The sequence below is a fragment of the Paenibacillus pseudetheri genome, from assembly GCF_924513355.1.
GTDB lineage: Bacteria > Bacillota > Bacilli > Paenibacillales > Paenibacillaceae > Paenibacillus_AQ > Paenibacillus_AQ pseudetheri.
On sequence record NZ_CAKMAB010000066.1, the window covers coordinates 1 to 22,673 of the forward strand.

21 protein-coding genes are annotated in these 22,673 nt (G+C 41.3%); 14 read left to right on the forward strand and 7 right to left on the reverse strand.

Annotated elements, in window-relative coordinates:
* From L1028_RS29920 to L1028_RS29940, 5 genes are all read left to right on the forward strand, one after another.
* Nucleotides 1–1,150 (forward strand): MATE family efflux transporter (locus tag L1028_RS29920; RefSeq protein ID WP_234541781.1); only part of this gene is annotated, 1,150 nt, incomplete at its 5' end.
* A 15-nt stretch (nucleotides 1,151–1,165) separates the two neighbouring features.
* Nucleotides 1,166–2,437 carry an alcohol acetyltransferase gene (locus L1028_RS29925; protein ID WP_234541782.1) on the forward strand — a complete coding sequence of 424 codons (1,272 nt, stop codon included), beginning with the start codon at nucleotides 1,166–1,168 and terminating at the stop codon, nucleotides 2,435–2,437.
* Nucleotides 2,434–3,108 (forward strand): DUF6320 domain-containing protein, encoded by a 675-nt coding sequence (locus tag L1028_RS29930; RefSeq protein ID WP_234541783.1) that lies wholly within the window; start codon nucleotides 2,434–2,436, stop codon nucleotides 3,106–3,108. Before L1028_RS29925 ends, L1028_RS29930 begins: the two co-directional genes overlap by 4 nt.
* Before the next feature lie 316 nt (nucleotides 3,109–3,424).
* On the forward strand, nucleotides 3,425–4,510 hold the full coding sequence (locus L1028_RS29935) for a glycerol dehydrogenase (RefSeq protein ID WP_234541784.1): 1,086 nt from the start codon (nucleotides 3,425–3,427) through the stop codon (nucleotides 4,508–4,510).
* Between the two features lie 106 nt (nucleotides 4,511–4,616).
* Nucleotides 4,617–5,477, forward strand: a complete 861-nt coding sequence (locus L1028_RS29940) for a divergent polysaccharide deacetylase family protein (RefSeq protein WP_234541785.1) — start codon at nucleotides 4,617–4,619, stop codon at nucleotides 5,475–5,477.
* Here L1028_RS29940 and L1028_RS29945 read toward each other — a convergent pair.
* Entirely contained in the window at nucleotides 5,464–6,216 is a 753-nt protein-coding gene (locus L1028_RS29945) for an N-acetylmuramoyl-L-alanine amidase (RefSeq protein WP_234541787.1), read from the reverse strand. The two genes, L1028_RS29940 and L1028_RS29945, sit on opposite strands and share 14 nt — an antisense overlap.
* Before the next feature lie 180 nt (nucleotides 6,217–6,396).
* Between L1028_RS29945 and L1028_RS29950 the strand changes: the two genes are divergently transcribed.
* Nucleotides 6,397–6,585 (forward strand): YqzE family protein, encoded by a 189-nt coding sequence (locus L1028_RS29950; protein WP_234541790.1) that lies wholly within the window; start codon nucleotides 6,397–6,399, stop codon nucleotides 6,583–6,585.
* 70 nt (nucleotides 6,586–6,655) lie between these two features.
* On the opposite strand, the gene L1028_RS29955 is transcribed toward L1028_RS29950, so the two are convergent.
* The 3 genes from L1028_RS29955 to L1028_RS29965 all read right to left on the reverse strand — a co-directional run bounded on the left by L1028_RS29955 (nucleotide 6,656) and on the right by L1028_RS29965 (nucleotide 10,649).
* On the reverse strand, nucleotides 6,656–7,687 hold the full coding sequence (locus L1028_RS29955; protein WP_234541791.1) for a hypothetical protein: 1,032 nt from the start codon (nucleotides 7,685–7,687) through the stop codon (nucleotides 6,656–6,658).
* 155 nt (nucleotides 7,688–7,842) lie between these two features.
* On the reverse strand, nucleotides 7,843–8,907 hold the full coding sequence (locus L1028_RS29960; RefSeq protein ID WP_234541792.1) for a YqhG family protein: 1,065 nt from the start codon (nucleotides 8,905–8,907) through the stop codon (nucleotides 7,843–7,845).
* Complete coding sequence (locus L1028_RS29965; protein WP_234541793.1) at nucleotides 8,904–10,649, reverse strand: DEAD/DEAH box helicase; 1,746 nt, start codon at nucleotides 10,647–10,649, stop codon at nucleotides 8,904–8,906. The genes L1028_RS29960 and L1028_RS29965 overlap by 4 nt, the downstream gene beginning before the upstream one ends.
* Nucleotides 10,650–11,064: 415 nt before the next feature.
* Here L1028_RS29965 and L1028_RS29970 point away from each other — a divergent pair, with 415 nt between their 5' ends.
* The 3 genes from L1028_RS29970 (at nucleotide 11,065) to L1028_RS29980 (ending at nucleotide 16,540) form a co-directional block, all read left to right on the forward strand.
* On the forward strand, nucleotides 11,065–13,704 hold the full coding sequence (locus L1028_RS29970; protein WP_234541794.1) for an adenosylcobalamin-dependent ribonucleoside-diphosphate reductase: 2,640 nt from the start codon (nucleotides 11,065–11,067) through the stop codon (nucleotides 13,702–13,704).
* Between the two features lie 1,709 nt (nucleotides 13,705–15,413).
* Nucleotides 15,414–15,977, forward strand: a complete 564-nt coding sequence (locus L1028_RS29975; RefSeq protein ID WP_234541795.1) for a hypothetical protein — start codon at nucleotides 15,414–15,416, stop codon at nucleotides 15,975–15,977.
* Between the two features lie 218 nt (nucleotides 15,978–16,195).
* Nucleotides 16,196–16,540, forward strand: coding sequence for a hypothetical protein (locus L1028_RS29980; protein ID WP_234541796.1), 345 nt, complete (start codon nucleotides 16,196–16,198; stop codon nucleotides 16,538–16,540).
* 189 nt (nucleotides 16,541–16,729) lie between these two features.
* Here L1028_RS29980 and L1028_RS29985 read toward each other — a convergent pair whose 3' ends face one another.
* Nucleotides 16,730–16,903 carry a hypothetical protein gene (locus tag L1028_RS29985; RefSeq protein ID WP_234541797.1) on the reverse strand — a complete coding sequence of 58 codons (174 nt, stop codon included), beginning with the start codon at nucleotides 16,901–16,903 and terminating at the stop codon, nucleotides 16,730–16,732.
* Nucleotides 16,904–18,265: a hypothetical protein gene (locus tag L1028_RS29990; protein ID WP_234541798.1), complete on the reverse strand. Its 1,362-nt coding sequence runs from the start codon at nucleotides 18,263–18,265 to the stop codon at nucleotides 16,904–16,906.
* 431 nt (nucleotides 18,266–18,696) lie between these two features.
* Between L1028_RS29990 and L1028_RS29995 the strand changes: the two genes are divergently transcribed.
* Nucleotides 18,697–19,170 (forward strand): hypothetical protein, encoded by a 474-nt coding sequence (locus tag L1028_RS29995; RefSeq protein WP_234541799.1) that lies wholly within the window; start codon nucleotides 18,697–18,699, stop codon nucleotides 19,168–19,170.
* A 4-nt stretch (nucleotides 19,171–19,174) separates the two neighbouring features.
* Here the strand turns inward: L1028_RS29995 and L1028_RS30000 are convergent, their stop codons facing one another.
* On the reverse strand, nucleotides 19,175–19,384 hold the full coding sequence (locus L1028_RS30000; protein ID WP_234541800.1) for a hypothetical protein: 210 nt from the start codon (nucleotides 19,382–19,384) through the stop codon (nucleotides 19,175–19,177).
* Nucleotides 19,385–19,642: 258 nt separating this feature from the next.
* On the opposite strand from L1028_RS30000, the gene L1028_RS30005 reads away from it, so the two are divergent.
* From L1028_RS30005 to L1028_RS30020, 4 genes are all read left to right on the forward strand, one after another.
* Nucleotides 19,643–19,960: a helix-turn-helix domain-containing protein gene (locus L1028_RS30005; RefSeq protein WP_279306936.1), complete on the forward strand. Its 318-nt coding sequence runs from the start codon at nucleotides 19,643–19,645 to the stop codon at nucleotides 19,958–19,960.
* 180 nt (nucleotides 19,961–20,140) lie between these two features.
* Nucleotides 20,141–20,884 carry a nucleotidyltransferase domain-containing protein gene (locus tag L1028_RS30010; protein ID WP_234541802.1) on the forward strand — a complete coding sequence of 248 codons (744 nt, stop codon included), beginning with the start codon at nucleotides 20,141–20,143 and terminating at the stop codon, nucleotides 20,882–20,884.
* Nucleotides 20,885–20,895: 11 nt separating this feature from the next.
* Entirely contained in the window at nucleotides 20,896–21,624 is a 729-nt protein-coding gene (locus L1028_RS30015) for a DUF6602 domain-containing protein (protein WP_234541803.1), read from the forward strand.
* Nucleotides 21,625–21,946: 322 nt separating this feature from the next.
* Nucleotides 21,947–22,369, forward strand: coding sequence for a DUF3888 domain-containing protein (locus L1028_RS30020; RefSeq protein ID WP_234541804.1), 423 nt, complete (start codon nucleotides 21,947–21,949; stop codon nucleotides 22,367–22,369).
* The last annotated feature ends 304 nt before the right edge of the window (nucleotides 22,370–22,673 follow it).

Below are 22,673 nucleotides of genomic sequence, written 5' to 3' on the forward strand. Positions count from 1 at the left end.
TACGACATGTAATTTTACTTTTAAAGAGGCTGGACTTCTTTTAGACATTAGAAAAACTCCCATCATTGTAGCAGTAGAAATTTTTGTTTTTTCTACTGTCTACTATGATGGGAGCATATCACTATATCGCCGCGTGCTTTTTTATTGTCTTTTATCACTGGCTAGAATAGTTGGAGCAAATTCAGTGCTTTTTCCTATGGTTGTTGATTACATACGGACTTTTGGTGTATTTTTCGTGCCTGTAATTTTAAATATTTTACTTGGTATTTCATTGCAATCTATGGGGAAACCTCAGCTTTATATGATTGGTAATTTACTGAGTGTAGTTTTGAATATCATCTTGGATTTGATTTTTATCTGCGTTTTCGATATGGGGATTGCCGGTGCTGCTTTGGCATCTGGGATCAGTGCAACGATTGTTTTTATATTATTTTTCTCGAATTTTATCTCAAAGGATAGCATTTTAAGAGTGGGTAGATGGAAAATGGATTTTAAAGCAATCGGAAGGATGATCTATAACGGTTCCTCGGAAGCGATTACGCAATTCAGTGCGGGTTTTTCTTCTATGATCTTCAACTGGATTTTGATCTCTAAATTTGGTGAAATAGGGGTATCTTCATTTGCGGTAGTTCAGTATATCTCACTTGTAGTTAATGCAGTTATCATGGGCATGTCGAGAGGGTTAGGAGCCATTAGCAGCGTGAATTACGGAGCGAAGGAATATAGCCGTATAAATGAATTGATTACCATGGCGATTAAAATAGTCACATTAGTTGGTGTGGTTTGTACAGCGATATTGATTATTTTTAAATCTCCCTTAATTTCTCTTTTTGTAAAAGACAATCTTCAGGTCATGACTACATCAAGTGAGATCATCACATTTTATAGCTTTAATTTTATCTTTGTAGGGGCCAATATTATAATTAACACTTTGTACACAGCCACTAACAATCCTAGAACATCCGCGATTTTGGCGATTTTACGGTATGTCTTGTTGATGGGGAATTTCTTTATCCTTCCTTTAATGTTTGGTAACATCGGCTTATGGCTTTCCTTTGTAGTGGCAGAGATAATCTGTGTCGTGGTAAGCTATGTTTGTTTGAGGAAGACAATGCAAAAGTGGAGTATCAACCAGTCAACAGCAGAATAAAAGAGGAGTTTTGAAGTGAAAAAGTGGTACAAACTTGATAACGCAGCAAAACTATTTCCATCCGTTACAAATACAAAAAACACTTCTGTTTATCGTATCTCAGCGGTTCTGACAAATCCTGTAGATGTGGATGCGTTACAGCAAGCCGCCGATACGGTGTTCGACAGATTTCCGATGTTCACTGTGAAGCTTCGCAGGGGTGTGTTTTGGAATTATTTAGAGTCTAGCACGGATAAAATTGTGATCGCTGAGGATCAGCAGTATCCTTGTCGCAACATTGATCCAACTACAAATAATGGATATTTATTTAAGGTTTTATACTACAACAATAGAGTCTCTGTTGAAGTGTTCCATGCGCTCACGGATGGTAATGGGGCCGTCGAGTTTTTAAAATCACTGCTGTACTATTATCTAATGTATATGGGACATGAAATTGATACTGAGGACCGGATTTTACTCGCTGATTCAGGCGTGGATATCCATGATATGGAGGATGCTTTTCGCAGATACTACAAGGATTGTTATGTTGAATCGGTTAGAAACAGCCGAGCGTACCACATTAAAGGTACAGCTTTCGAACAGTTCGGAAATAACGTGGTACACGGGGTTGTAAGTGCCTCCCAATTGAATGCCCTCGCTAAGCAAAAAGGAAGTACGATCACTGCTTATTTATCAGCATTACTGAGTTATTCTATTTATCAAACAAGAATCAAATATAGCAAAAGTAACGCTCCCGTGGTTATCGCAGTACCTGTCAATTTGCGCAAAGCATTCCCTTCACGTACTCTTCGTAACTTCTTTGGTGTAGTTAATCTTGGCGCGCGAATTACGGAAGATACCACACTGGATGAATTAATTTTTAGAATGAATGAGATGCTGAAGTATAAAACGGGAAAAGAAAATTTGCAAAATATCATTTACAATAATGTGGCGCTTGAACGGAACAAAGCTACGCTATTTGTTCCGTTATTTTTGAAGAACTGGTTCGTGAATTTAGGGTTTCATATGCTTGGGGAAAGTAAAAGAACACTGACCTTGTCCAATATCGGCAATATTACGTTGCCACAGCAAATGTACAAGCACGTAGAGCTAATCGAGGCATTAGTCTATCCATCTAATAAAAGCCCTATGAACTGTGGGATCAGTTCAGTCAATGATAAGCTGGTGATCACGTTTACCAGAAATATAGTGGAGTCCGATATATTGCAATATTTCTTTTCGACCTTAGCGGGTGAGGCTGGACTTGAAGTTAAAATCTACTCAAACGATTGGGGGATTAGCGAATGACCAAATGTATTCGTTGCAACGTGACGGTTGATAATCAACATAATCGTTGTCCACTATGCTCCAAGCCACTTAAGATCAGGGGAGAGAGCACGACAGAATACCCGTCCTATAAAGAGGTCTATCAGGAAACCAAATCATTTACGGTAGCTAAATTGTTCCTCTTTTTGGCTATATCTGCGATCGTGCTTTCGATTACAATTAATGCGTTGACCTATCATATCAATCCGAGAATATGGTCAATTATCGTAAGTACAGGTCTTATCTATGCGTGGATCGTTGTTAAAGATACCATTTTATCTAATAAACATATTGGCAGGAAAATTTTATATCACTATGTCATGTTGTCCATTTTCCTTTTGGTCATCGATATATTTGTTGGTTTTAGGGGATGGTCTACCAACTATGCAATTCCACTGTTTGGAGTGGCAGCAACATTTATTATGACTATGCTCGCAATTGTCCAAAAATCATTATGGCGTCATGATATAGGCTATATTTTAGCGATGTTCTTTATTAATTTATGTCCTATGCTTCTGTTTGTATTTAATTTGTCTCATGTCATTTGGACCAGTGTTTTCTCTATCGTATACTCACTCCTAACCATTATTGGGATGATAATTTTTTCTGACCGGAAATTTATAAGCGAAATCAGAAGAAGATTCCATTATTAAAAACCAAGATATTCATATTGCAGAGGGGATTAACCTAGAATTCGCATGAGTTAGATTTTTCATTAGTGAATACCTATTATCATATTTCTCCGGATGGGGCAGAGAACCCACTGGATGAAATGCGGGCTGCAGATTTTTTTTGAAATGGATCTCGTAAGAGGGTTGATGCAACAAGCAGTGGAAACGGGTTACAGGCCAGACGATTCGTGTGAACGGGGGATTTATTGAAGACAAAAGCCTATAGCATCTTTTTTTATAGCCAGTCTGAAGCAACACTCCTTAGAATAAAAGAATACTCAAAAAGAGGAGTGAAACTATGACGCAGATCATCTGTTCACCGACTAAATATATTCAGGGGCATGGCGAGCTTCAAAAGCTGGGAGATTATTGTTTGCAGCTAGGAGCAAAAAGAGTTTTTGCGATTATAGATCCTTATATTTTTTCCAAGTACAAGAAGGATATCTTTCACAGCTTTGAAAGGAACAATATTCCACTTATTATGCGCGAATTCAAGGGGGAGTGCAGCCGTAATCAGGTGGATGAGATAGTGTTGGAACTTGGTCTGAAGGACGTTGAAGTCGTCTTAGGAATCGGTGGCGGCAAGACGCTAGATACAGCAAAAGCAGCAAGTTACATGGCGGATCTCCCGGTAGTTATTGTACCCACAGTGGCTTCGACGGATGCACCTTGCAGCGCTTTATCAGTGTTGTATACGGATGAGGGTGACTTTGATTGCTATCTTCCCTTAAAAAGAAACCCCGACATGGTCATCGCAGATATCGATATCATTGCTAAAGCTCCTGCAAGATTGTTGGTGGCTGGAATGGGTGATGCTTTATCTACTTATTACGAAGCAAGAGCTTGCCGTCAATCAGGGGCGGTTACCCATGCAGGTGGGACTAGCACAATCGCAGCGTTCTCCTTAGCCCGAGCTTGTCTCGACACACTTCTTGCTGAAGGTGAATCAGCACTCCTAGATGTCAAACAGGGGGTCACCTCTTCTGCAGTGGAACATATTGTTGAAGCTAATATTTACTTGAGCGGCATTGGGTTTGAGAGCGGTGGGCTTGCTGCAGCCCATGCTATTCATAACGGACTGACCCTGCATGAGGGATGCAGAAATGTGCTACATGGTGAGAAGGTTGCTTTTGCTACGATCGTGCAGTTGGTCTTGGAGAAGGCTTCGGAAGATGAAATTGCTCAGGTCATTGCTTTCTGCAAAAAAGTGGGCCTTCCCGTTACACTTAAGGAGCTTGGGATTACCAGTAGCGAGATCGATAAATTAATGGTGGTGGCAGAAGCTAGCTGCTCGCAGGATAGCCCAATGAAGAATATGCCATTTGAAGTTCAATCTGTGGATGTGCTGGAAGCAATCCTTGCCACAGACAAGCGCGGGAATTAGCAACAGCTCGATTTGTAAATTATTACGAACTCTCCTCGTACATATTTAACCTTCGTGAACCAAACAATGAAAACAATTGTTTAAGACGAAGGAGGCGTTCCTCTTGATGAAGGACAGTCGAAAGGTTAAACGTTACTTACTGAATTGGATTGCTGTTGCTGCAGTAATGATTACCACAATTGTTCCGGCGACGCCGGCTGTTTCTGCTGCCACGTTTGAAGACAACGTTACAAATACGCAGCTCGAAGAGAATGCACCAAAACGTGATAAGGTCGCTATCATTATTGACGATTTCGGCAATGGCATGAAGGGGACAGATGAAATGTTCTCGTTACCGATAAAGCTTACTGTAGCCGTCATGCCTTTTTTACCTACATCCGTAAAGGATGCCACCCGCGCCCATGAACGCGGAGATGATGTTCTGGTTCATTTACCGATGGAGCCGCGCCAAGGTAATCCTAAATGGCTTGGACCAGGAGCCATATTGGCCAAAATGTCCGATGAGGAAGTGCGACAAAAGGTTGAGGCAGCACTCGATAATGTTCCTTATGCGATCGGGATAAATAATCATATGGGCTCGAAAATTACCGGGGATGAGCGGATTATGGCAGTGATCTTATCTGTATGCAAAGAACGAGGATTATTTTTTGTAGACAGCAAGACTAACTACCGTTCCGTTGCTGGCAATATGGCTTATCGTATGGGGTTGCCACGCGTAGAGAACCATATCTTTTTAGATGACACACATACAGCAAGTCATGTTCTGAAACAAATGGGTCTCGTCAAAAACTTGGCGAAGGATCAACGATTTTGTGTAACGATTGGTCATGTTGGTGTATTTGGGAAAGAGACCGCCGCAGGAATCCGCAGCGGTATTGAACAGATGAACGACAATGTTGAGTTTATAGGGATTTCCGATCTGGTTAAAAAGGAGATGAAATGGAGCTCCCAACTTAAACTTCCATAAGATAAGCTACAATACCGTCAGCGATGGCTTCAGCGATTTGTTGCTGCCCTTTAGGGGTGCATAACTTTGCGCGGTCAGTCGGACTGCTTACAAAACCCGCTTCAACGATAACAGTTGTAGCGGTAATTTTGTTGAGTAAATAAAAAGGTTTGCCTGGTCTTGGATGAGCCTCGACATCGTAAAGATTGTTTAGCTGATGCTGAATGGTCTTAGCAAGGATAAAGCTACGGCCCTCTTGACGGTACAATACAAGTGGACCATGTTTGGTAGGGGAAGGTGCCCAGTTAATATGGATGCTTATCACTACAGTAGCAGGTAATGTCTCAGCAAGCCCTTTACGCTGTGCAAGATCTCGCAGATGCCGAGATTTACTACGTAGCCAGCGGTTCTCATCACTTGGGGCATAATCTCCATTGCGATTTAAAGCAACGTCAAAACCATCGCTACCCAGAAGTAGAAATAATCGACGTGAGATATCTAACGTGATATCTTTTTCAAGAATATTACCGTAGGAAGTTCCACCGTCGATGCCTCCGTGTCCCGCATCAATTAGGATCATACGGTGTCCGTGACCTAATAAATGCTGACGGTCATCCTTCATCACGGGTTTCTCTGGTGTCGCAGAGGCTAAGGAGCTGCCCATAAACAATATTAGTAGTCCTAGGGTAGTTAGAGTGATTCGAAAGCCACATAGAGCAGCTGCTGATCTGGGAAAGTGTTGTTTTCTCCAGTTGTTCAAGTGAAACGCCTCCTTGCAAGTGAATAACGTCTTCTGGATTCTTTGTTAGATTGTGCTTTAATAGGTAAACCTATTCGACAAATCAGAAGTCTGTAGTTTAGATCCAAGTGGAGTGGTGCACACTAAGACCATGGAACGGATGCTGATAATCTGAATTCACTCACATTTAAGGAGGTTAAAATGGCTTCCGGTGGCGATGAGCTTGTAAAGTATATAACGGAGAAGGTAGTCGTATATATCGAGGATCCGCGTGCCATTCATGCTCGTAGAGCAGCTACGAAGCAGCCGTGGTCACAGAAATGGTTTGGCATGCTCCCGCTTGGGTGGTCTATCTGGCGAAGCAAGTGGAGTCATGATAAAAAAGAATAAAGGTTAAATAGCAAATAACCTTCCAGTGCCATTATTCATGGGTGGCAGTGGAAGGTTATTTGCGTTTTTGTTAACGATTATATCCGAGTGCTTTGGTCGTTTTGTCTGGCAGCTTATGCAGTGTTCCATTATTTTGTAGTGCAGTGAGTGGTAAGTATCGTTTTCCTTCAGGGCCTGAGGCCGCGTATACGGTAGTTTTATTGTTCTCAGCTTGACCTTGAGAAGACTGCCAGCTCTGGTAGCCTGTAATCATAAATGGTGCCCCGACAAGGTCGTTTCGCCCAGCAGCTTGATAAGCAATGCTTTCCTTAGGTCTAATCAGAAGTGCGATATTGTCGCCGCTCACTGTAGTTAGTTTAGGAGCAGTCAGCCATAGGATATCTTCGTAAGGATCATCGGACCCTCCACTATTGAAGGCCGATAGCGGTGATACGTCAGGATTAAGATTAGTAATTACATCTGATGCTGGAGGCTGCTCTTTAAGGACTTCTTCCGCTTTGCTAAGTGTCCAAGGTAAAATTTGCGGTACGGAAGCATTGATGTAAACCGTCTTTTCGTCAATGGTTATTTTCCAGACCGGTAGAAGTGGTGCATATAAAGCAGTAAGGTTTATTGTTCCTGAAAAAGATGATGTAATGAGACCTTTCTGCACCAAAAACTGGCGCAGATCATTTAAACTGTATGGGAGTCCGTAAGTGCCGGCTCCATATTCACTTAGCATATATCCGCCTGTATCGGTGGCGGAAATGATCATGTATCCGATCCGCTCTTCGCCTTTCATTACATTTACAAGCCAGCCATGAGTACCTGGACCAAGGGGATAATATTCTATCTTTGCATCCTTCCAGGCTGTAAATGGGGCTTCTGCAGCGAGCTTGTTCAATGTAGCCTTAGCGAATTCTTGGACCGTACTGGGTGAAGGTAAGGTACTCATCTTCAATACAGGAATTGCATCCTGCGTGACTGACTGGATTACACTTACTCTAGCCAGCGCCAGCGCTGAAGGGGAACCAGAACTGGACACAAACAGTCCAAAGCTTAGAAGCAGGAGGAGGCATCCTTGACCCGCAAGTTTCAGCCTCCGCCGCAAACTTATTTTCATGGCGTCGATCACCTTTCTTTGTTAAGAAATGTCAGGAAAGTTAAGCTTTACTCTATTGTAGTGGACAGGCTACAAAAAGGCTGTTGCTTGCTGTCGCGCCTTAAGGCAAAAGTTCTCTTGTTTTTTTGCCTGCTTTTAGCGAGTAGGGTCGCATTCTATAGACTTCGCAGATGAAACAGTCCGTAGGTTATCGCAGAAACTGCAATTTGCGGCTCGTATTGCCAAATGGTCTCCTGTCGACGACGGTTATACTGCTCTTGAGTGCCTAAACGTTTTTCTTCATCCGGCTCTTTCAGCAGCTCTCCGTAATAAATATCAATGATAGCCAGCTCGATCCTAAGACGCTCACGTGCCTGTTCTGCCCAAGTGTAATCGAGTTCGGCTAGATGAGAGGTAAGATGAGCCTCTAATAAATCTGTAGCGGCTGTCACTGTTAATTCATAAGGCTGAATATGGACGTTTTCTGGTAAACGGGGGATCATCTCCCGCGAGGCTATCTTAGCGTTAAAGTCATCAATGATGGTCCCTTTTGTCAGCGATATTCCAAGATAGTGCAGTTCTTCCCGTTTCAAATCGCAGCTCATCTCCACTTTATAGCAGACGCCGAGCCATGGTTCATAGGCTGCAGAGAAGAGAGTATTCCGCTGTCTGCTACCGGGATCTTCAAATAAGTAAAGGCATTTCCCTTCATCTTGGGCCGCACTCCAAATTTGCTGCAGGCGCTTGCTACCATAGATGATATCTTCACGTCTTATCATACCGGGCCCAATTCGGGGCAATGCAGGTACAATACCGAAGTAGCGGGCTAGGATGCTATCTTCTGGATTTGAGGAGGGGACATGAACCACATTAGATTCAGGTGATGTTGGATTCAATAGATCTGCGCTAGCCTCAGCATCTGTTGTGGCGCCCATCGCTGGGTTTCCGGTAATTGGCGGGTTTAATGCCCGGGTGCTACGATTTACCGTTGGCGGAACTTCTATAGCTGCCTGGCTATCGTATTTTTCCGGATCAAATACAAAAGTGAAAGAGAGTGTCTCCGGATCAACACCAGTACGCTCCACGAATCCCCAATAATAAGGTCGATCTGTAAGCATTCTGTCAGCTCTTGGCGATAGCTTTACAGTTACGTGAATGGGCGATACTTCAATAATGGAGCATTCTGTCGCCTCCAGATAGTCCATTACATGTTTACGTACTTCCTGTGAGTTGAGGGTCATGTCGCAGTCTCACTTTCCTTTTTAATACCCTGAGTCAACTCACTTAGGGATTCACCGATATGATCTAGCTCATGTCGCAGCTCTTCATCGGAGCGGGATTCAAGCATGATTTTGTATAAACTTTTCTCAAGCGATTCTTTCTTCTCAAAACGCTCCAGAATAACATCCAGCCCGCCAATGACCATTTCGAACATATTTATCTTCTCGTGTAGCAGATGCAGAATATGTTCTTCAATCGTGCCCTGCGTGGACAAATTATAGATAACCACGTCATTTTCCTGACCTAACCGGTGCACCCGCCCAATCCGCTGTTCTACTCTCATGGGATTCCAAGGCAAATCGAAGTTGATCATATGATGACAGAACTGCAGGTTAATGCCTTCACCACCTGCCTCAGTAGCGATCATGACTTGAGCACGACCACGGAAGAGGTCCATCATCCAGTCCTTTTTACCACGATTCATCCCGCCGGAATAAGAAACACACATTAGCCCATGTTCGCGGAAATACTGAAGCAAATATTCTTGAGTCGCGCGATACTCCGTAAAAACGATGACCTTTTCATTCATTTCTTGAATGAGAGATAGTGTTGTTTCGGCTTTGGTATTGGTCTTAACCGTACGAAGTGTCTGCAATAGCTCCATCATTCGATCGCGTTTCGGCGAATCAGCAGGCAGCTTCTTGATCAGATTAACTAAAGTGATGAAGACGGCATCCCTACTGCTGCACACCTCACGCTGAAGCGTTACCAAGGAAAGCATGCTGCTAAGATTGCCGCCTGATTCCTGATACTGATCTTTAACAAAAGAAGTGACAGCGTCATATAATACTCTCTCTTCCTGTGAAAGAACTAGCGGAATATTACGGACTTTTCGTTTCGTAAAATTAACTGGACCTTCGCCACGCCGATTGCGGATCATCACCTTCGATAGCTCGTCTCTTAGCTGACCTTCATTCTTAGGCTGGCGTTTATCAACGACGAAATTCGAAGCAAAATCACCCTGATTTCCTAATTGCCCCGGTTTCAGTAAGGTGATCAAATTAAATAGCTCGCCCAGATCATTCTGAACGGGAGTAGCGGTTAGGAGCAGGCAATATTTTTTGCGTAATTGCTGTACAAATAGATAATTGGTCGATTTCTTATTCTTTAGCTTATGGGCTTCATCAATAATCAACATGTCATATTCATTTTCCAGCAGCATTTCTTTATGAGGATCGCGTTTCGCGGTGTCCATAGATGCGACGACAATCGCATTCCCCCAGGAATATGCTTTTTTCTGTGCAACAGCAGAGATGCCAAACTTGGCATTCAGCTCGCGGACCCACTGCAATACGAGGGAAGCGGGTACCAGAATAAGCACTTTAGAGACTAGACCGCGAACAAGATATTCCTTGAGTACAAGTCCTGCTTCAATCGTCTTTCCTAGTCCAACCTCGTCTGCAAGAATCGCGCGGCCCGACATCTCAAACAAAACCTTATGTGCGGTATCGAGCTGATGAGGAAGCGGGGATAATCCGGATAAATGCTTCATGCATTGCAGCTCATCGAAGCTGGTTACTAGACCCGTTTGTTCACCTTGCACAGCAAGCTTGGACAGACGGTAGTCTCCCCACGGACCACCTTTATCTAGTTTGAGTTCTAGATCCTGCAGCCAATTCCGGTCAAAAGAAAGAGGAACAGGCAGTATAGGCGCTGACTTTCCACCTTTGTGAGGTAGAGAATTACGGAATAATTGCGTCATGGTACAGCCTCCTCAGATGCTAATTTATATCATCATTCGTAGAAGTAGTATGCTCTTAAACAAGAGAATTCATAACCTTCTATTTTTCTTGATAGCCTTTAAAAAAGAGAGTAAAAGCGAGAAAACGCGGCAAGGTTTGCGATATTTCGGCTGCTTGACTCTATTTTCGAAAAAGACCTTCGATACAATATGTGGTATAGTTTAAAAGCTGACGCACACAATATATTGTGACAAAAGCATGAAAATGTGATTTTTTTAAAGTGCGTAGCTGCTATTTGTTATTGACAAGATGAACTTCCTACATACACCCGTAAGACGGAAGATAAGTGTAAGGAAGTTTTTGTTGTGGGTCACAAAATGTACGCCCACACCTGAACTGGAACTAATATTTACTACATTGCGGGAGGTTTTTCTATTGGGTAAAGTGGAACGTAAGCAACGCCTTGAAGGGCTAAGTGAAAAAATATTTTTGGATCGTTATGCATGGAAGGATGCCGACAGCAATAATGCTAAAGTGGGCGATGTTGTACTCGTTCTAACAAAGGATGATCCGAAGTTTCCCACGAAGGAAGTCGGAGAGATCGTAGAACGTAACGGCAGAATCGTAACCGTGAAGACGCGCAGCGGCGAACTTGTGAAATCAGATGTCGAAAAGCTGACGCTTAATATAGAAAAAACACCAGAGGAAATGTGGGATCGTCTGTCTACAGCTATGGCTTCTGTCGAGAAGACGCCTGAGCTTCAAGAAGAATGGGCGGGTAAATTCCGTTCGATTCTGGATGATTGGAAGCTCGTACCGGGTGGACGAATTGCTGCTGGTGCAGGTGCTAGTGAAGAACTAACCCTGTTCAACTGTTATGTAATTCCTTCTCCAAAAGATAGCCGTGGCGGCATTATGCAGACGTTGGCTGAAATGACAGAAATTATGGCTCGTGGTGGCGGTGTAGGGATTAACCTATCCTCTCTACGTCCACGCCGGGCAATTGTGAGAGGTGTTAATGGTTCTTCCAGTGGTTCTGTATCCTGGGGTGGTCTGTTTAGCTATACCACTGGACTAATTGAACAAGGCGGTAGCCGCCGTGGTGCACTTATGCTCATGATTAATGACTGGCATCCAGATGTGGAGGACTTCATCACCGTAAAGCAAACGATGGGTCAAGTTACGAATGCGAACCTTTCAGTATGTGTGAGCAATAGCTTTATGAAGGCTGTAAAAGAAAATCTGGATTGGGATCTCGTATTCCCGGATACTACAGATCCAGAGTACAACGATGTGTGGGATGGCGATCTAGACAAGTGGAAGGCTGCGGGCAAAAACGTTATTCATTATCGCACCGTTAAAGCGCGTGATGTGTGGCGCACCATTATTGAATCCGCTTGGAAATCCGCGGAGCCAGGCGTTGTATTCATGGAATACTACAATCAGATGTCCAACAGCTGGTATTTTAATCCGATCATTTGTACGAACCCATGTGGAGAGCAAGGTCTGCCAGGCTGGGGGGTCTGCAATTTGTCCGCTGTGAACCTGTCCAAGTTTTACGATGAGAAGAATCACGATGTAGACTGGGAAGATCTCGCGACTACGACGCGTTATTCCGTGCGTTTCTTGGACAATGTCATTGATAAGACCCCTTATCATTTCCCGGAAAATGAAGCGAATCAGAAAAACGAACGCCGTGTGGGTCTCGGAACGATGGGTCTTGCTGAGCTGATGATCAAATTGAACATTCGTTACGGTAGCCCGGAATCTTTGGCGTTTCTGGACAAGCTTTACGGCTTTATGGCTCGTGAAGCGTACCTTGCATCCGCAGAGATTGCTGGTGAGAAGGGATCCTTTTTAGCTTTTGATACTGAGAAATATTTAATGAGCGGCTTTATGAAAAATATGCTCGAAGCGTATCCAGAGGTTGGCGAAGCGATTCGCAAACATGGCATGCGTAACGTTACAGTTATTACACAAGCACCTACAGGTAGCACAGGTACAATGGTAGGCACTTCAACAGGTATAGAGCCTTATTTCGCCTTCAAATATTTCCGTCAAAGTCGTCTTGGTTATGATGAGCAGTTCGTTCCAATCGCTCAAGAATGGCTTGAAGCTCATCCAGGTGAAGAGCTGCCGGATTACTTCGTGACCTCGATGGATTTGTCAGCTAAGGATCATATCCGTGCGCAAGCAGCGATTCAACGCTGGGTAGATAGCTCGATTTCCAAAACTGCAAACTGCCCATCTGACTTCACAGTAGAAGAGACGGCTGAGCTATATGAAATGGCCTTCGATCTGGGCTGCAAAGGTGTTACGATCTATCGTGATGGTAGCCGTGATGTGCAAGTTCTGGAAACCACGAAGAAGGAAGACAAAAAAGAAGCCGCTCTGGTTGCGGCAGAGGAAGCTACAACTACTGTAGAAGCAAGCACAAGTGTTGTAGCAGCAAGTCCAGCGTCTCAAGTGACTACAAAAGAGGCGGATAAACAATACAAAAAACGTCCGCAGGTTCTGCGCGGCGCTACCTATAAAATCAACACACCATTTGGTATGGCATATATTACAATCAATGATCTTGATGGGATACCGGCTGAAATCTTCCTGAATGTAGGTAAAGCAGGTTCTGACGTCTTTGCTATGGCAGAAGCATTAGGCCGTGTCTGCTCCTTGTTCCTCCGTTACGGAGATCATGGTGAGAAGGTGGAGCTGTTGATCAAACATCTGAAAGGCATTGGCGGATCAGGAGCTATCGGCTTCGGCGCGAACCGTGTTGAATCCATTGCTGACGCTGTAGCTAAGGCACTGGAATCACATGTGCTGAACAATGCTCATGATGATCATGTACCTGCTCCGATTGCAGCAACTTTGGAACTGGAGGATTTCAATGAAGCGTTAAATGCGGAGATAAAATCGAGCGTTCCGTTAGCTACGGAAGATGGACACGGTCGTCATCATGGGCATAACCACGCTACGGCTTCCCGTGACCTTTGCCCCTCCTGCGGCAGCGCCTCGCTGATTAATATTGAGGGCTGTAAGACTTGTGGCAATTGCGGGTATAGTCGCTGCGGGTAAACGGTAGAGCCAATAAATGTTTTATGGGAAATGTGTGGTGGATCACCAAAGCTGCGAATACGACCACAAAAGCTGCGAAAAGTGGCTCATGGAAGTTGAAAATATGTTCCTTTATAAGGTATGGTGAATAAAAATACACGGTTGAATGTTTATACAATTAAATGATATTTATTTGTTAAAACCTTTTGTCTTTAAACAGTGTAGAATGACATTAAAGTTAGTTATTAGACATTAATGTGAGTATCTTAACAACAATGTTTGTATCTTAACAAAATAGATTGTGATTACTGTTTATAATCTTTTTAGCTTGCTAAGTCGCTCATATTTTTGAGCGGCTTTTTTAATACCTACCTAAGGACTAAACATTGACTATGGACCTAATCTCGACAACTATATCCTAATTGCAAAGGTGGACGCATCGCAAGAGCGCAGCATAGGCCACTGGAGTGAATCTGTACCTGATTGGGGAATAAAGCAGAGGGTGGAGTATAAGATGGAAGCGGCGATACTTAATCTCCAGATTGAAGCTTAAGTAAGCAATCGAAACATGTGGAGTGTTATGTGTCGCTCGTAAGGAAATAGCATATTACAGCCACATTTACCTGTAGAGTCTAAACGGCAATACGTTCGGACTTTACTATTTAGCGGCACAATCCAAATTAGCGCACGGTGTTCGACCAAACATCGATGCATAAGAAAAAGATGCTTCAGTAAATCATTGGCAAGGTTGAAGTTTTCCGGGGAAAGATTAAGTGTCAGAAGAAAATAATGTTATAGACTGGAAAATAAAGTGTTAGACTGAGCAAATAAAGTATTAGACTGACGAAGCTTCATTAAGCTCCCATGAAAATAGAATCAGCTCAAAACCTGAAAAAGAGCATAATAAAGAAGACCCAGAATAACACTTTTCCAAAAAAGGCTGAGCCTTATGTGTTCTTTAATAAAGTTAGATAGAGCGAAAATAACAAACTTCCTTCCACAACCAATAAAGGCTAGGCTGGTGCAAAAACCAGAGTAGGATTAATCTCCCATGAGTGCTTCCGAAAAGGGAGCGACAATCTGTGATGCACCGGGGTCGTTGGAGTCAGACTAACGGATGGGGCTCTAAGGCACCATAGCTTATCGACCTTCTTCGCTAGCCATAGTAGCAGTATAGACTGATTTTCCCATTTTCATCATCTGTGGTGCAGCGCTTGCGCTGCATGTGTGGCTCCCATGAAAATAGAATCAGCTCAAAACCTGAAAAAGAGCATAATAAAGAAGACCCAGAATAACACTTTTCAAAAAAAAGGCTGAGCCTTATGTGTTCTTTAATAAAGTTAGATAGAGCGAAAATAACAAACTTCCTTCCACAACCAATAAAGGCTAGGCTGGTGCAAAAACCAGAGTAGGATTAATCTCCCATGAGTGCTTCCGAAAAGGGAGCGACAATCTGTGATGCACCGAGGTCGTTGGAGTCAGACTAACGGATGGGCTCTAAGGCACCATAGCTTATCGACCTTCTTCGCCAGCCATAGTAGCAGTATAGACTGATTTTCCCATTTTCATCATCTGTGGTGCAGCGCTTGCGCTGCATGTGTGGCTAACGGGCAGTATAGTTTAGTATTGATAAGTATCGCATAAAATTGTTTTGACACTGTTTATATGAGGTTGGATAGTATGGAGTGATTTGGTAATAATACACCTAATCAACCTTTAGGTGGGATAACATGAGAAGGATTTTTTATGTGTTGTTTGTTGCGGTAATGTTTTTAACAAGTTCTGTGGTTTTTGCAAAGGAAAGCCCTTCCCACACATCAAAATATCACAAATTGGATTGCACTATACTAAACAAAGTCAAGCAGAAAGCGACTTTCACATTACTCGTTCCTGAAAATATGCCTAACAAATGGACAGTAGAACTTAAATATCCTTATCCGTTAGACACTAACAAGCCAATCCCAAGCGTTAGATTACACTATTTTGATAAAGATGAAAACTATATTTTAGGAATTGAACAACACAAGGCTGTTGGGTATAAAATCAAAAAAGAAACAATGGATCTTGATGTCCGTAATAACACAAGTACAAGGATAATTGTTGAAGAAGACTTTAAATTTAATTCCAGCGGTGAAATTATTAGATTTAGCGGAGTGGAAGCACGGTTTACCCCTTGGGGAAGTAACACGCCTGGTGGATTTTTACGATGGGTAAAAGAGGGTACTTATATTGAGATGGATAGTAGCCAATTGTCCAAGAAGGATATGATTGAGGTAGCCAAATTAGTAAAATGAATTATTGAGCTCCCATGGAAGAACGCAATTACTTCCATAATCTGTGGTGTCGCGTGAGCGACATGGATGGCTAACGGGAAACGTTAGTTCAGAGACCCTAGGAGCAGTTTGCCGCCGCGGCAACTGCTCCTTCTGTCGTTAAGCTAAAGGGCGACAATTCCTGTTAGTTTTCTAAATTCGCAGATCAGCTTCATTTATAGTTAGGGGGGAATGGTATTGTGCAGAGGCAAAAGAAAATAATTGCAATTTTAATGGTCTTTTTATTTATATCAATTACCATTCCATTTATTTTGGAATACATCGTTTTTAGAAATCAGACCCACTCAGTCATTTCAAATGGTGAATGGGCAAGTTTCTTGGGTAGCTTTTTAGGTGGAATTATTGGGGGGATAGGTACTTTAGTAGCTGTTTATATTACCACTTTAGAAACAAGGAAGATACAAAGGGAAGCCGAGAAGAACCTTGAGAAAGATAGAGAAGCTCAGCGAGTATTTAATAGAAAGAAGCTCATGGACGACGTGGCGGTTATTGTAGCAGAATTTATAACAGATATTTCGGCATAGTATTATGCTAATCGTCATAATACTCCTGGGGATAGAAGCGTTTCTATAAAGTGCAAATACTTGCTCCAAATAAAACTAAATAAAATACCAGGATCTGCAGCGCTATTAAACCAAATTAATAAAGTTCATCAGAAGGATAGTTGTAGTGATAATCAACCCGAACTATTTGGAAATGAAATAGAAAAGATATTAATAACCTTGGCCTGAATGGGTGTATCGAGAAGCTCCAGATGCAGTTAGTTGACTTGCCGTATAGGCAGTTACATCCTGATTAAGCGCATCAAAATATCCGGCAAATGAAGTAGGAGCAACAATTAAAAATATCAGAGTTATTAAAACACTTGCTTTAGCCAATTTTTTCATTTAATATCCTCCCTTGAATACTTCCCATATATATTCAGGACTAGTTGCAATGTACAATCCTTTTTGATTAAACGCCAAATCTCTGATTATTTCGTTTTGAATCTCGAATATTTTTTCAGCTTTCCATTCCCCAACGCCATCACCTCCTTCTATTAATTTATAAACTCCGCCTCTAGTTGATATTAAAAATATCTGATTTCCCGTCTCAAAAAAGTTGATGACTTCATCATCTATAGGAACAGGAACTTCATTCCACTTATTAAGTTCTAGATTGAGGATCCATAAATTAGTCTCTTTGCTTATAAATAATAAATTATTATCTTCAATTGCTGCTGAAAATCTCTCTAATCCTCGAGGTTTACTTACCTTCATCCATCTTGATTCTTTATATTGAAATATTTCATTTTCTGTTGTGAATACAAATAATTGGCCACTACTAGAAACTTCAATAGATCTCAATTCTTTAGAAACTGAAATTTTCGACCATACGTTCCCATCATTTGTTAAATGTATATAACCATTAGATAGGACCGCAATATTGTTTCCTGAGGTATCTATATTTTCTATTTTATCACTCAAAGACAAACTAATATCTCTATGCCCCGCTACGTCTGCCCAAATTTCATTTGAAGTTGCTATAAATAACTCATCTTTTTCGTTAAACCATGACTTTAGTACTACGTCATTAAATTTAATAGAGGCCCAACTCTTACCGTCATCTTTGCTTACGAGTAAAAAGGGATCAACTAATGAATTGAATTCCCGAGGTTCTCGATCTCCAAACATTACTAGCCGTTCATTACCTGATGATATTCCCTTTATGTCAGCATTCTTAAAAAAATATCGTGGATCATTCTCATCCTTAGTTAATTGAACTAACCCACCACCATGAGGAACTTTATGTAATGCTTCAGTTTCAAAACCATTAAGCGCATTAAATGAGATCTTCGCAAATAATTTATTATTATCGATTCCAAATACTGTGATTATCGGAACGCTATCAACAATTCCATATGTAAAATGATACCCTGTCGCCCAGTCTTCTCCTGGTTGTAGAAGATAATTATGTTTAGCAGCTTCTACTATTGCAGGACTATCATATACTATTTCTTTTATATCAAATGTCTCTATATTTTTCGGTCCTTTTAATTGGCGTGTTTCAGTAATAACTCCATTTGATAAACCCACGAGTAAATGTTCGTCAGTTTTAGGTACCATGAACGTTAGTGTCCAACTATATCTTCTACCTGTATCCCCTCTTGAGCCTCCCTTTTTTTCGTCAACACTAGTTACTGACACTAAAGATGCTTTCTTATTCCATTTCTTCGCAGCAGATAGACCTTGTATAATGGCTTCCTTCATTGTTAACTCTCCATTAAGTTCACTTTGAACTGTTCTCTTAACCTCATTTTGAAATACAATAACAGACAGAAACAAAATCAATATTACTAACAAGCCCCAATTGAGATACTTCCTCAGCCTCAAATTAACACCTCGCCATCTTTCTTTTTTTACCTTATATATCATATTATTGTATATTTTGATATATATGTCTACAGATTAAAAAGTAAAATAATGTCCTACTTTGTATTTTTTATATGAATTTTTGTATTCAGTAAACCCGCTTTAAAATAAAGCGGGTTACATATGTGAAAATATGACATAATGGATCTATGAAACCAGTGAAGCATAAACCCTACTCTAAAACTTCATATCACCCCGTTCAGTATCATGCCAACAGTTCTACTCCGACGGCAGAATTGCTGCATCTCATCTGCCTTCAGTAAAAGGAGATGGAAAGACTTCAACTCGCTCTAGAACATAAAGAGAAAGAAGTCGCTGCGTACCAAACGGAGGTTGAGCGTCTACAAGGTGTTATCAACGGTCAAATCCAAGCCAGGTTTGGCCGTTCCAGCGAGAAACATGCAGACACCATCGATTCGGATAAAACTGCCCTATCTGCGACCGCATGTAGCAAACACATAAAGATCCATAAGCGGCGCGGCGCTAAACCCGGCCATCCCGGACATGGGCGTTTCATCCCCGATCTTCCTCAGCGAGTGGTTGTACATATATCTAGCGAACAACAGTCCTGTCCACAGTGCGGAGAACGTCTTGTTGGGACAGGGTTGACGGAAGAATCCAACCGAATCGATGTAGATATTCAATATGTCCTCGTCAAACACGTTCGGAAGAGAGCGGTTCGTTTCTGCACATGCTCGGGTCCGAAGTTTGTCACTGCCGTTAGATTATCGCTTGGTTCTTAAATTTTTAGATCAAAAATACTTTAATAACTGAAATGAGCTTATTGTAAAATAGAAGAAATAATAACTCCTGTGCCTCTTCCGCTGCCCTGGCTGGATCATCTCGTTCGGAAATAAAATGAGCACCAGCTTCACTTAAATATCTGGAAGCTGCTTCTCTAGCTTCTTTGTCAATATTCTCAAACTGGGGTGCCAATTGCTCTTTGTGCGTTTCCAAAAAAAATGTGTATTCTCCGCTTTGTGGCTCTTTTTGAAAGTAAGGCATATAAATGAAAGGCTTGTCTGGTGAAATAAAAGTCGTGAACCAGTAAAAAGAGTTGTGAACTAGTAAAAAAAGTCGTGAACCGCATATAAGACCAATATGGTCATTAGAACTTACTACGCCAACAGTCCCGATGAGATATTTTTCAATATCGGGGCTGTTTTTTATAAATAGTGAGGTGAGAATTGTGACTTTAGGAGGAAAATAAAAAGTATTCGCAAAATAAACAAACTAAATCAGAATGAGTTTTCGAATATAATTGGCGTTTCCCAAGGGACTTTAAGTGAATTGGAAACAGATAAATATGCTCCATCACTTGAAATAATTCTGGCTATAAAAACCAATTTTGGAGTGGACTTGGAGTGGCTTTTATTGGATGGTACTGAAAAAGAACATACAAAACTGTTTGTGACGCGATTAGATAACAGTGAGATTGATTTAATTTCAAATTTCCGGAAATTGAATGCAAGAGATAAGCGAGAGATTACTGAGATAATGAAGTTAAAGATCAATCATTATAATAATCCGTGAGTGAAGAAGAGGGCTTACATGAATTCCATAACGGGAGATCAATAAAACACCTTCAAGAAAATGGAGTATCCGATAAGATAAGGGTTGCTTGCATGGAAACTTAGAGTGAGTTCCCCCTTAGAAGTAAAGATGAAATTCTAATCTATACTGGAGGTAAATATGTCGGGAGACGAGTATGTAATGCAAGTTGTGAACAAGTACAAACTACCTAGTGCAATTGATACATTCACGCAAACAAACTTGATAATCCCCCTGAAGCAACTCGTAACTACATGGGCAGGTGGATGTCTCGAAGATATATATCTTTCTGGTTCAAGGGCAAAAGGGACTGCAGTCAACCTTTCTTCAGATCTTGACTTATTCATCTCCCTGAAATCCATTACTAATAATACGTTAAAGGAGATTTACAATTCACTATATTATCATATAGAGCAGGCTGGATATAAAGTAAGGAAGCAAAATGTATCTATTGGTGTAAGCATCGGAGAGAAGCAAGTTGATCTGGTACCAGGGAAGAAGCGGGCAGGATTTACAAATGATCATAGTCTTTACATTAGCAAACGGGACACATGGACTCAGACCAATGTTATTACACACATTAACACAGTAAAGAACTCAGGAAGGATAAATGAAATCATTCTAACGAAGATATGGCGTAAGCTGCATAATTTAGATTTTCCTTCTATTTATCTTGAATTATCAGTTTTAGAGGCTTTAAAAGGAAAACAAACAGCTTCTCCGTCTAGTAACTTCTGGTCTGTTCTAGAATATCTCAATGATAACTTTATAGATAAAAGAATCCTTGACCCTGCTAACACGAATAATATGATTTCTGATGACTTGTATAAATATGAAAAAGAGGCGATTCAGAGAAAAGCTAAAGAGTCCCGGGGACAAAAATATTGGCGAGATATTATTTGGTAGGAGGATAAATTATGACACAAAAGGTTAATATGAGAGAATTGTTTCTTGATATGCAGCAAGAAATGATTATGAAATTAAATTCCCTCCGAAAACATATTACACACGCTCCGTCTAAGGGAGATGCCGTTGAGTTAAGCTGGATTGAGTTTCTTAGCACATATTTGCCGAATCGATATTGTGTGGATACTGCCTTCGTTGTAGATCATAAAGGAACATGCAGCGATCAAATTGATATCGTAATATACGATCAACAATATTCTCCGTTTGTCTTTTGTCATGCTGGAGTTAAGTACATACCTGCGGAGAATGTTTACGGTGTTTTTGAGGTTAAACAAAACCTTAACAAACAGCATATTGAATATGCTGCTAATAAGGCTGAATCAGTTCGTAAACTAGAACGTACAAGTGTCCGTATAATTCATGCTGGCGGGACTTACCCGGCTAGGCCCCTTTTCAACATTCTATCAGGTATAATAACTACCACTTCTGATTGGACTCCTCCTTTTGGGAAATCGTTTAATGAAGCTGTAGGAGCGTTAAAACAACTGCAGCTCATTGACATCGGTTGTGTATTAGATAGCGGATGTTTTCTCCTTCAGCCGAAAGGAACATATGATATCAGTTCAATGGATGAGACTCTAGTTTTCTTTTTTATAAAATTATTCTCACTTCTTCAGAATCTGGGGACTGTCCCTGCAATGGATATTGATCTATACAGCCAAGCATTAGATTCTATTTAAAAAACAAAATTATTAATGCTGTCGGGCTGTCAAAAGCCTCAAAAATGAAAATTATAAGTTGGGAGTAATCAAAATAACAGAATTTATGACTACTTTAACAAGTACGAGTGAGAGTGGGCTAAGCTCAAACAGCGGATCGATGGAAGTATAGGCACGCCCTGCTGTAGAAGAAAATAAGATACTAGACTGACGAGGGCATTAAACAAACGGGCTGTTTAACGCATCTTTAGCCGGGGGAAAGACTCTGCGGCATCTAATTCCTTATATTGCACGCATAAACTCAAGTCACTTCGCGGAAGATACTTTGATGAGGTGATTTGGAATGAATGTGAAAGGCTATATCGGATTACTGCTAACAATCATCATTTTTTGGGTAACTATACAACCTGTATACGCGCAGCCGGACGAAGAACCATTACAACGTCTTGTACTTACTTTATTAGCTCCAAAAATACAGGAGCAGATTAACAAATACTATAAAGATAAACTAACTGTATCACCTACGTTTACGCCTTTTTTGGGTGGGACTGATTTAGATGTTGAATATCACTCTTCGCATATTGATGTCTATGTAAAGACAATCCCATACGTTGGACCCCATTTGGATGTAGGGATGGACTCGATGAGGTTTAGAATAGATAATACCGGAACGGTAGTCGTTCTAGAGTACAAACACATTAGGGACTATGAATTGCCTCCTAACTGGCAATTCATTATTAAAACTTCATTCAAATCTAATGGGTAACGATAGCGAAAATGAGCAGATTGCATTGGCAGTCTGCTTTTTTCATTGAAGTATACCAGCTAATAGGCTGTCAATATTTAATAATAAATGAACGGAATGAAGGATGTTATACTGGAAAAAGGGTACAACAAATAACCGTCCCACAATATTTGGGGAGGGTTTCCTCAATGTCTAAGGCTTGCTATTCAGTCCAAGCGGAAAGGTTCTTTCTTGGTTAAGATAGCATAAATCCAGTGGATCAGTTTATTTGCACAAGCGATCACAGCTACTTTAAACAGTTTGCCCTCAGCACGCTTCTTATCAT

What these genes read in the sequence shown, in the direction of transcription:
- L1028_RS29930 (WP_234541783.1), top strand. Translation starts at nt 2,434, where the DNA reads ATGACCAAATGTATTCGTTGCAACGTGACGGTTGATAATCAACATAAT.
- L1028_RS29940 (WP_234541785.1), top strand. Translation starts at nt 4,617, where the DNA reads ATGAAGGACAGTCGAAAGGTTAAACGTTACTTACTGAATTGGATTGCT.
- L1028_RS30010 (WP_234541802.1), top strand. Translation starts at nt 20,141, where the DNA reads ATGCAAGTTGTGAACAAGTACAAACTACCTAGTGCAATTGATACATTC.
- L1028_RS29990 (WP_234541798.1), bottom strand. Translation starts at nt 18,265, where the DNA reads ATGAAGGAAGCCATTATACAAGGTCTATCTGCTGCGAAGAAATGGAAT.
- L1028_RS29985 (WP_234541797.1), bottom strand. Translation starts at nt 16,903, where the DNA reads ATGAAAAAATTGGCTAAAGCAAGTGTTTTAATAACTCTGATATTTTTA.
- L1028_RS29960 (WP_234541792.1), bottom strand. Translation starts at nt 8,907, where the DNA reads ATGACCCTCAACTCACAGGAAGTACGTAAACATGTAATGGACTATCTG.
- L1028_RS29965 (WP_234541793.1), bottom strand. Translation starts at nt 10,649, where the DNA reads ATGACGCAATTATTCCGTAATTCTCTACCTCACAAAGGTGGAAAGTCA.
- L1028_RS30015 (WP_234541803.1), top strand. Translation starts at nt 20,896, where the DNA reads ATGACACAAAAGGTTAATATGAGAGAATTGTTTCTTGATATGCAGCAA.
- L1028_RS29955 (WP_234541791.1), bottom strand. Translation starts at nt 7,687, where the DNA reads ATGAAAATAAGTTTGCGGCGGAGGCTGAAACTTGCGGGTCAAGGATGC.
- L1028_RS30020 (WP_234541804.1), top strand. Translation starts at nt 21,947, where the DNA reads ATGAATGTGAAAGGCTATATCGGATTACTGCTAACAATCATCATTTTT.
- L1028_RS29975 (WP_234541795.1), top strand. Translation starts at nt 15,414, where the DNA reads ATGAGAAGGATTTTTTATGTGTTGTTTGTTGCGGTAATGTTTTTAACA.
- L1028_RS29935 (WP_234541784.1), top strand. Translation starts at nt 3,425, where the DNA reads ATGACGCAGATCATCTGTTCACCGACTAAATATATTCAGGGGCATGGC.
- L1028_RS29995 (WP_234541799.1), top strand. Translation starts at nt 18,697, where the DNA reads ATGGAAAGACTTCAACTCGCTCTAGAACATAAAGAGAAAGAAGTCGCT.
- L1028_RS29950 (WP_234541790.1), top strand. Translation starts at nt 6,397, where the DNA reads ATGGCTTCCGGTGGCGATGAGCTTGTAAAGTATATAACGGAGAAGGTA.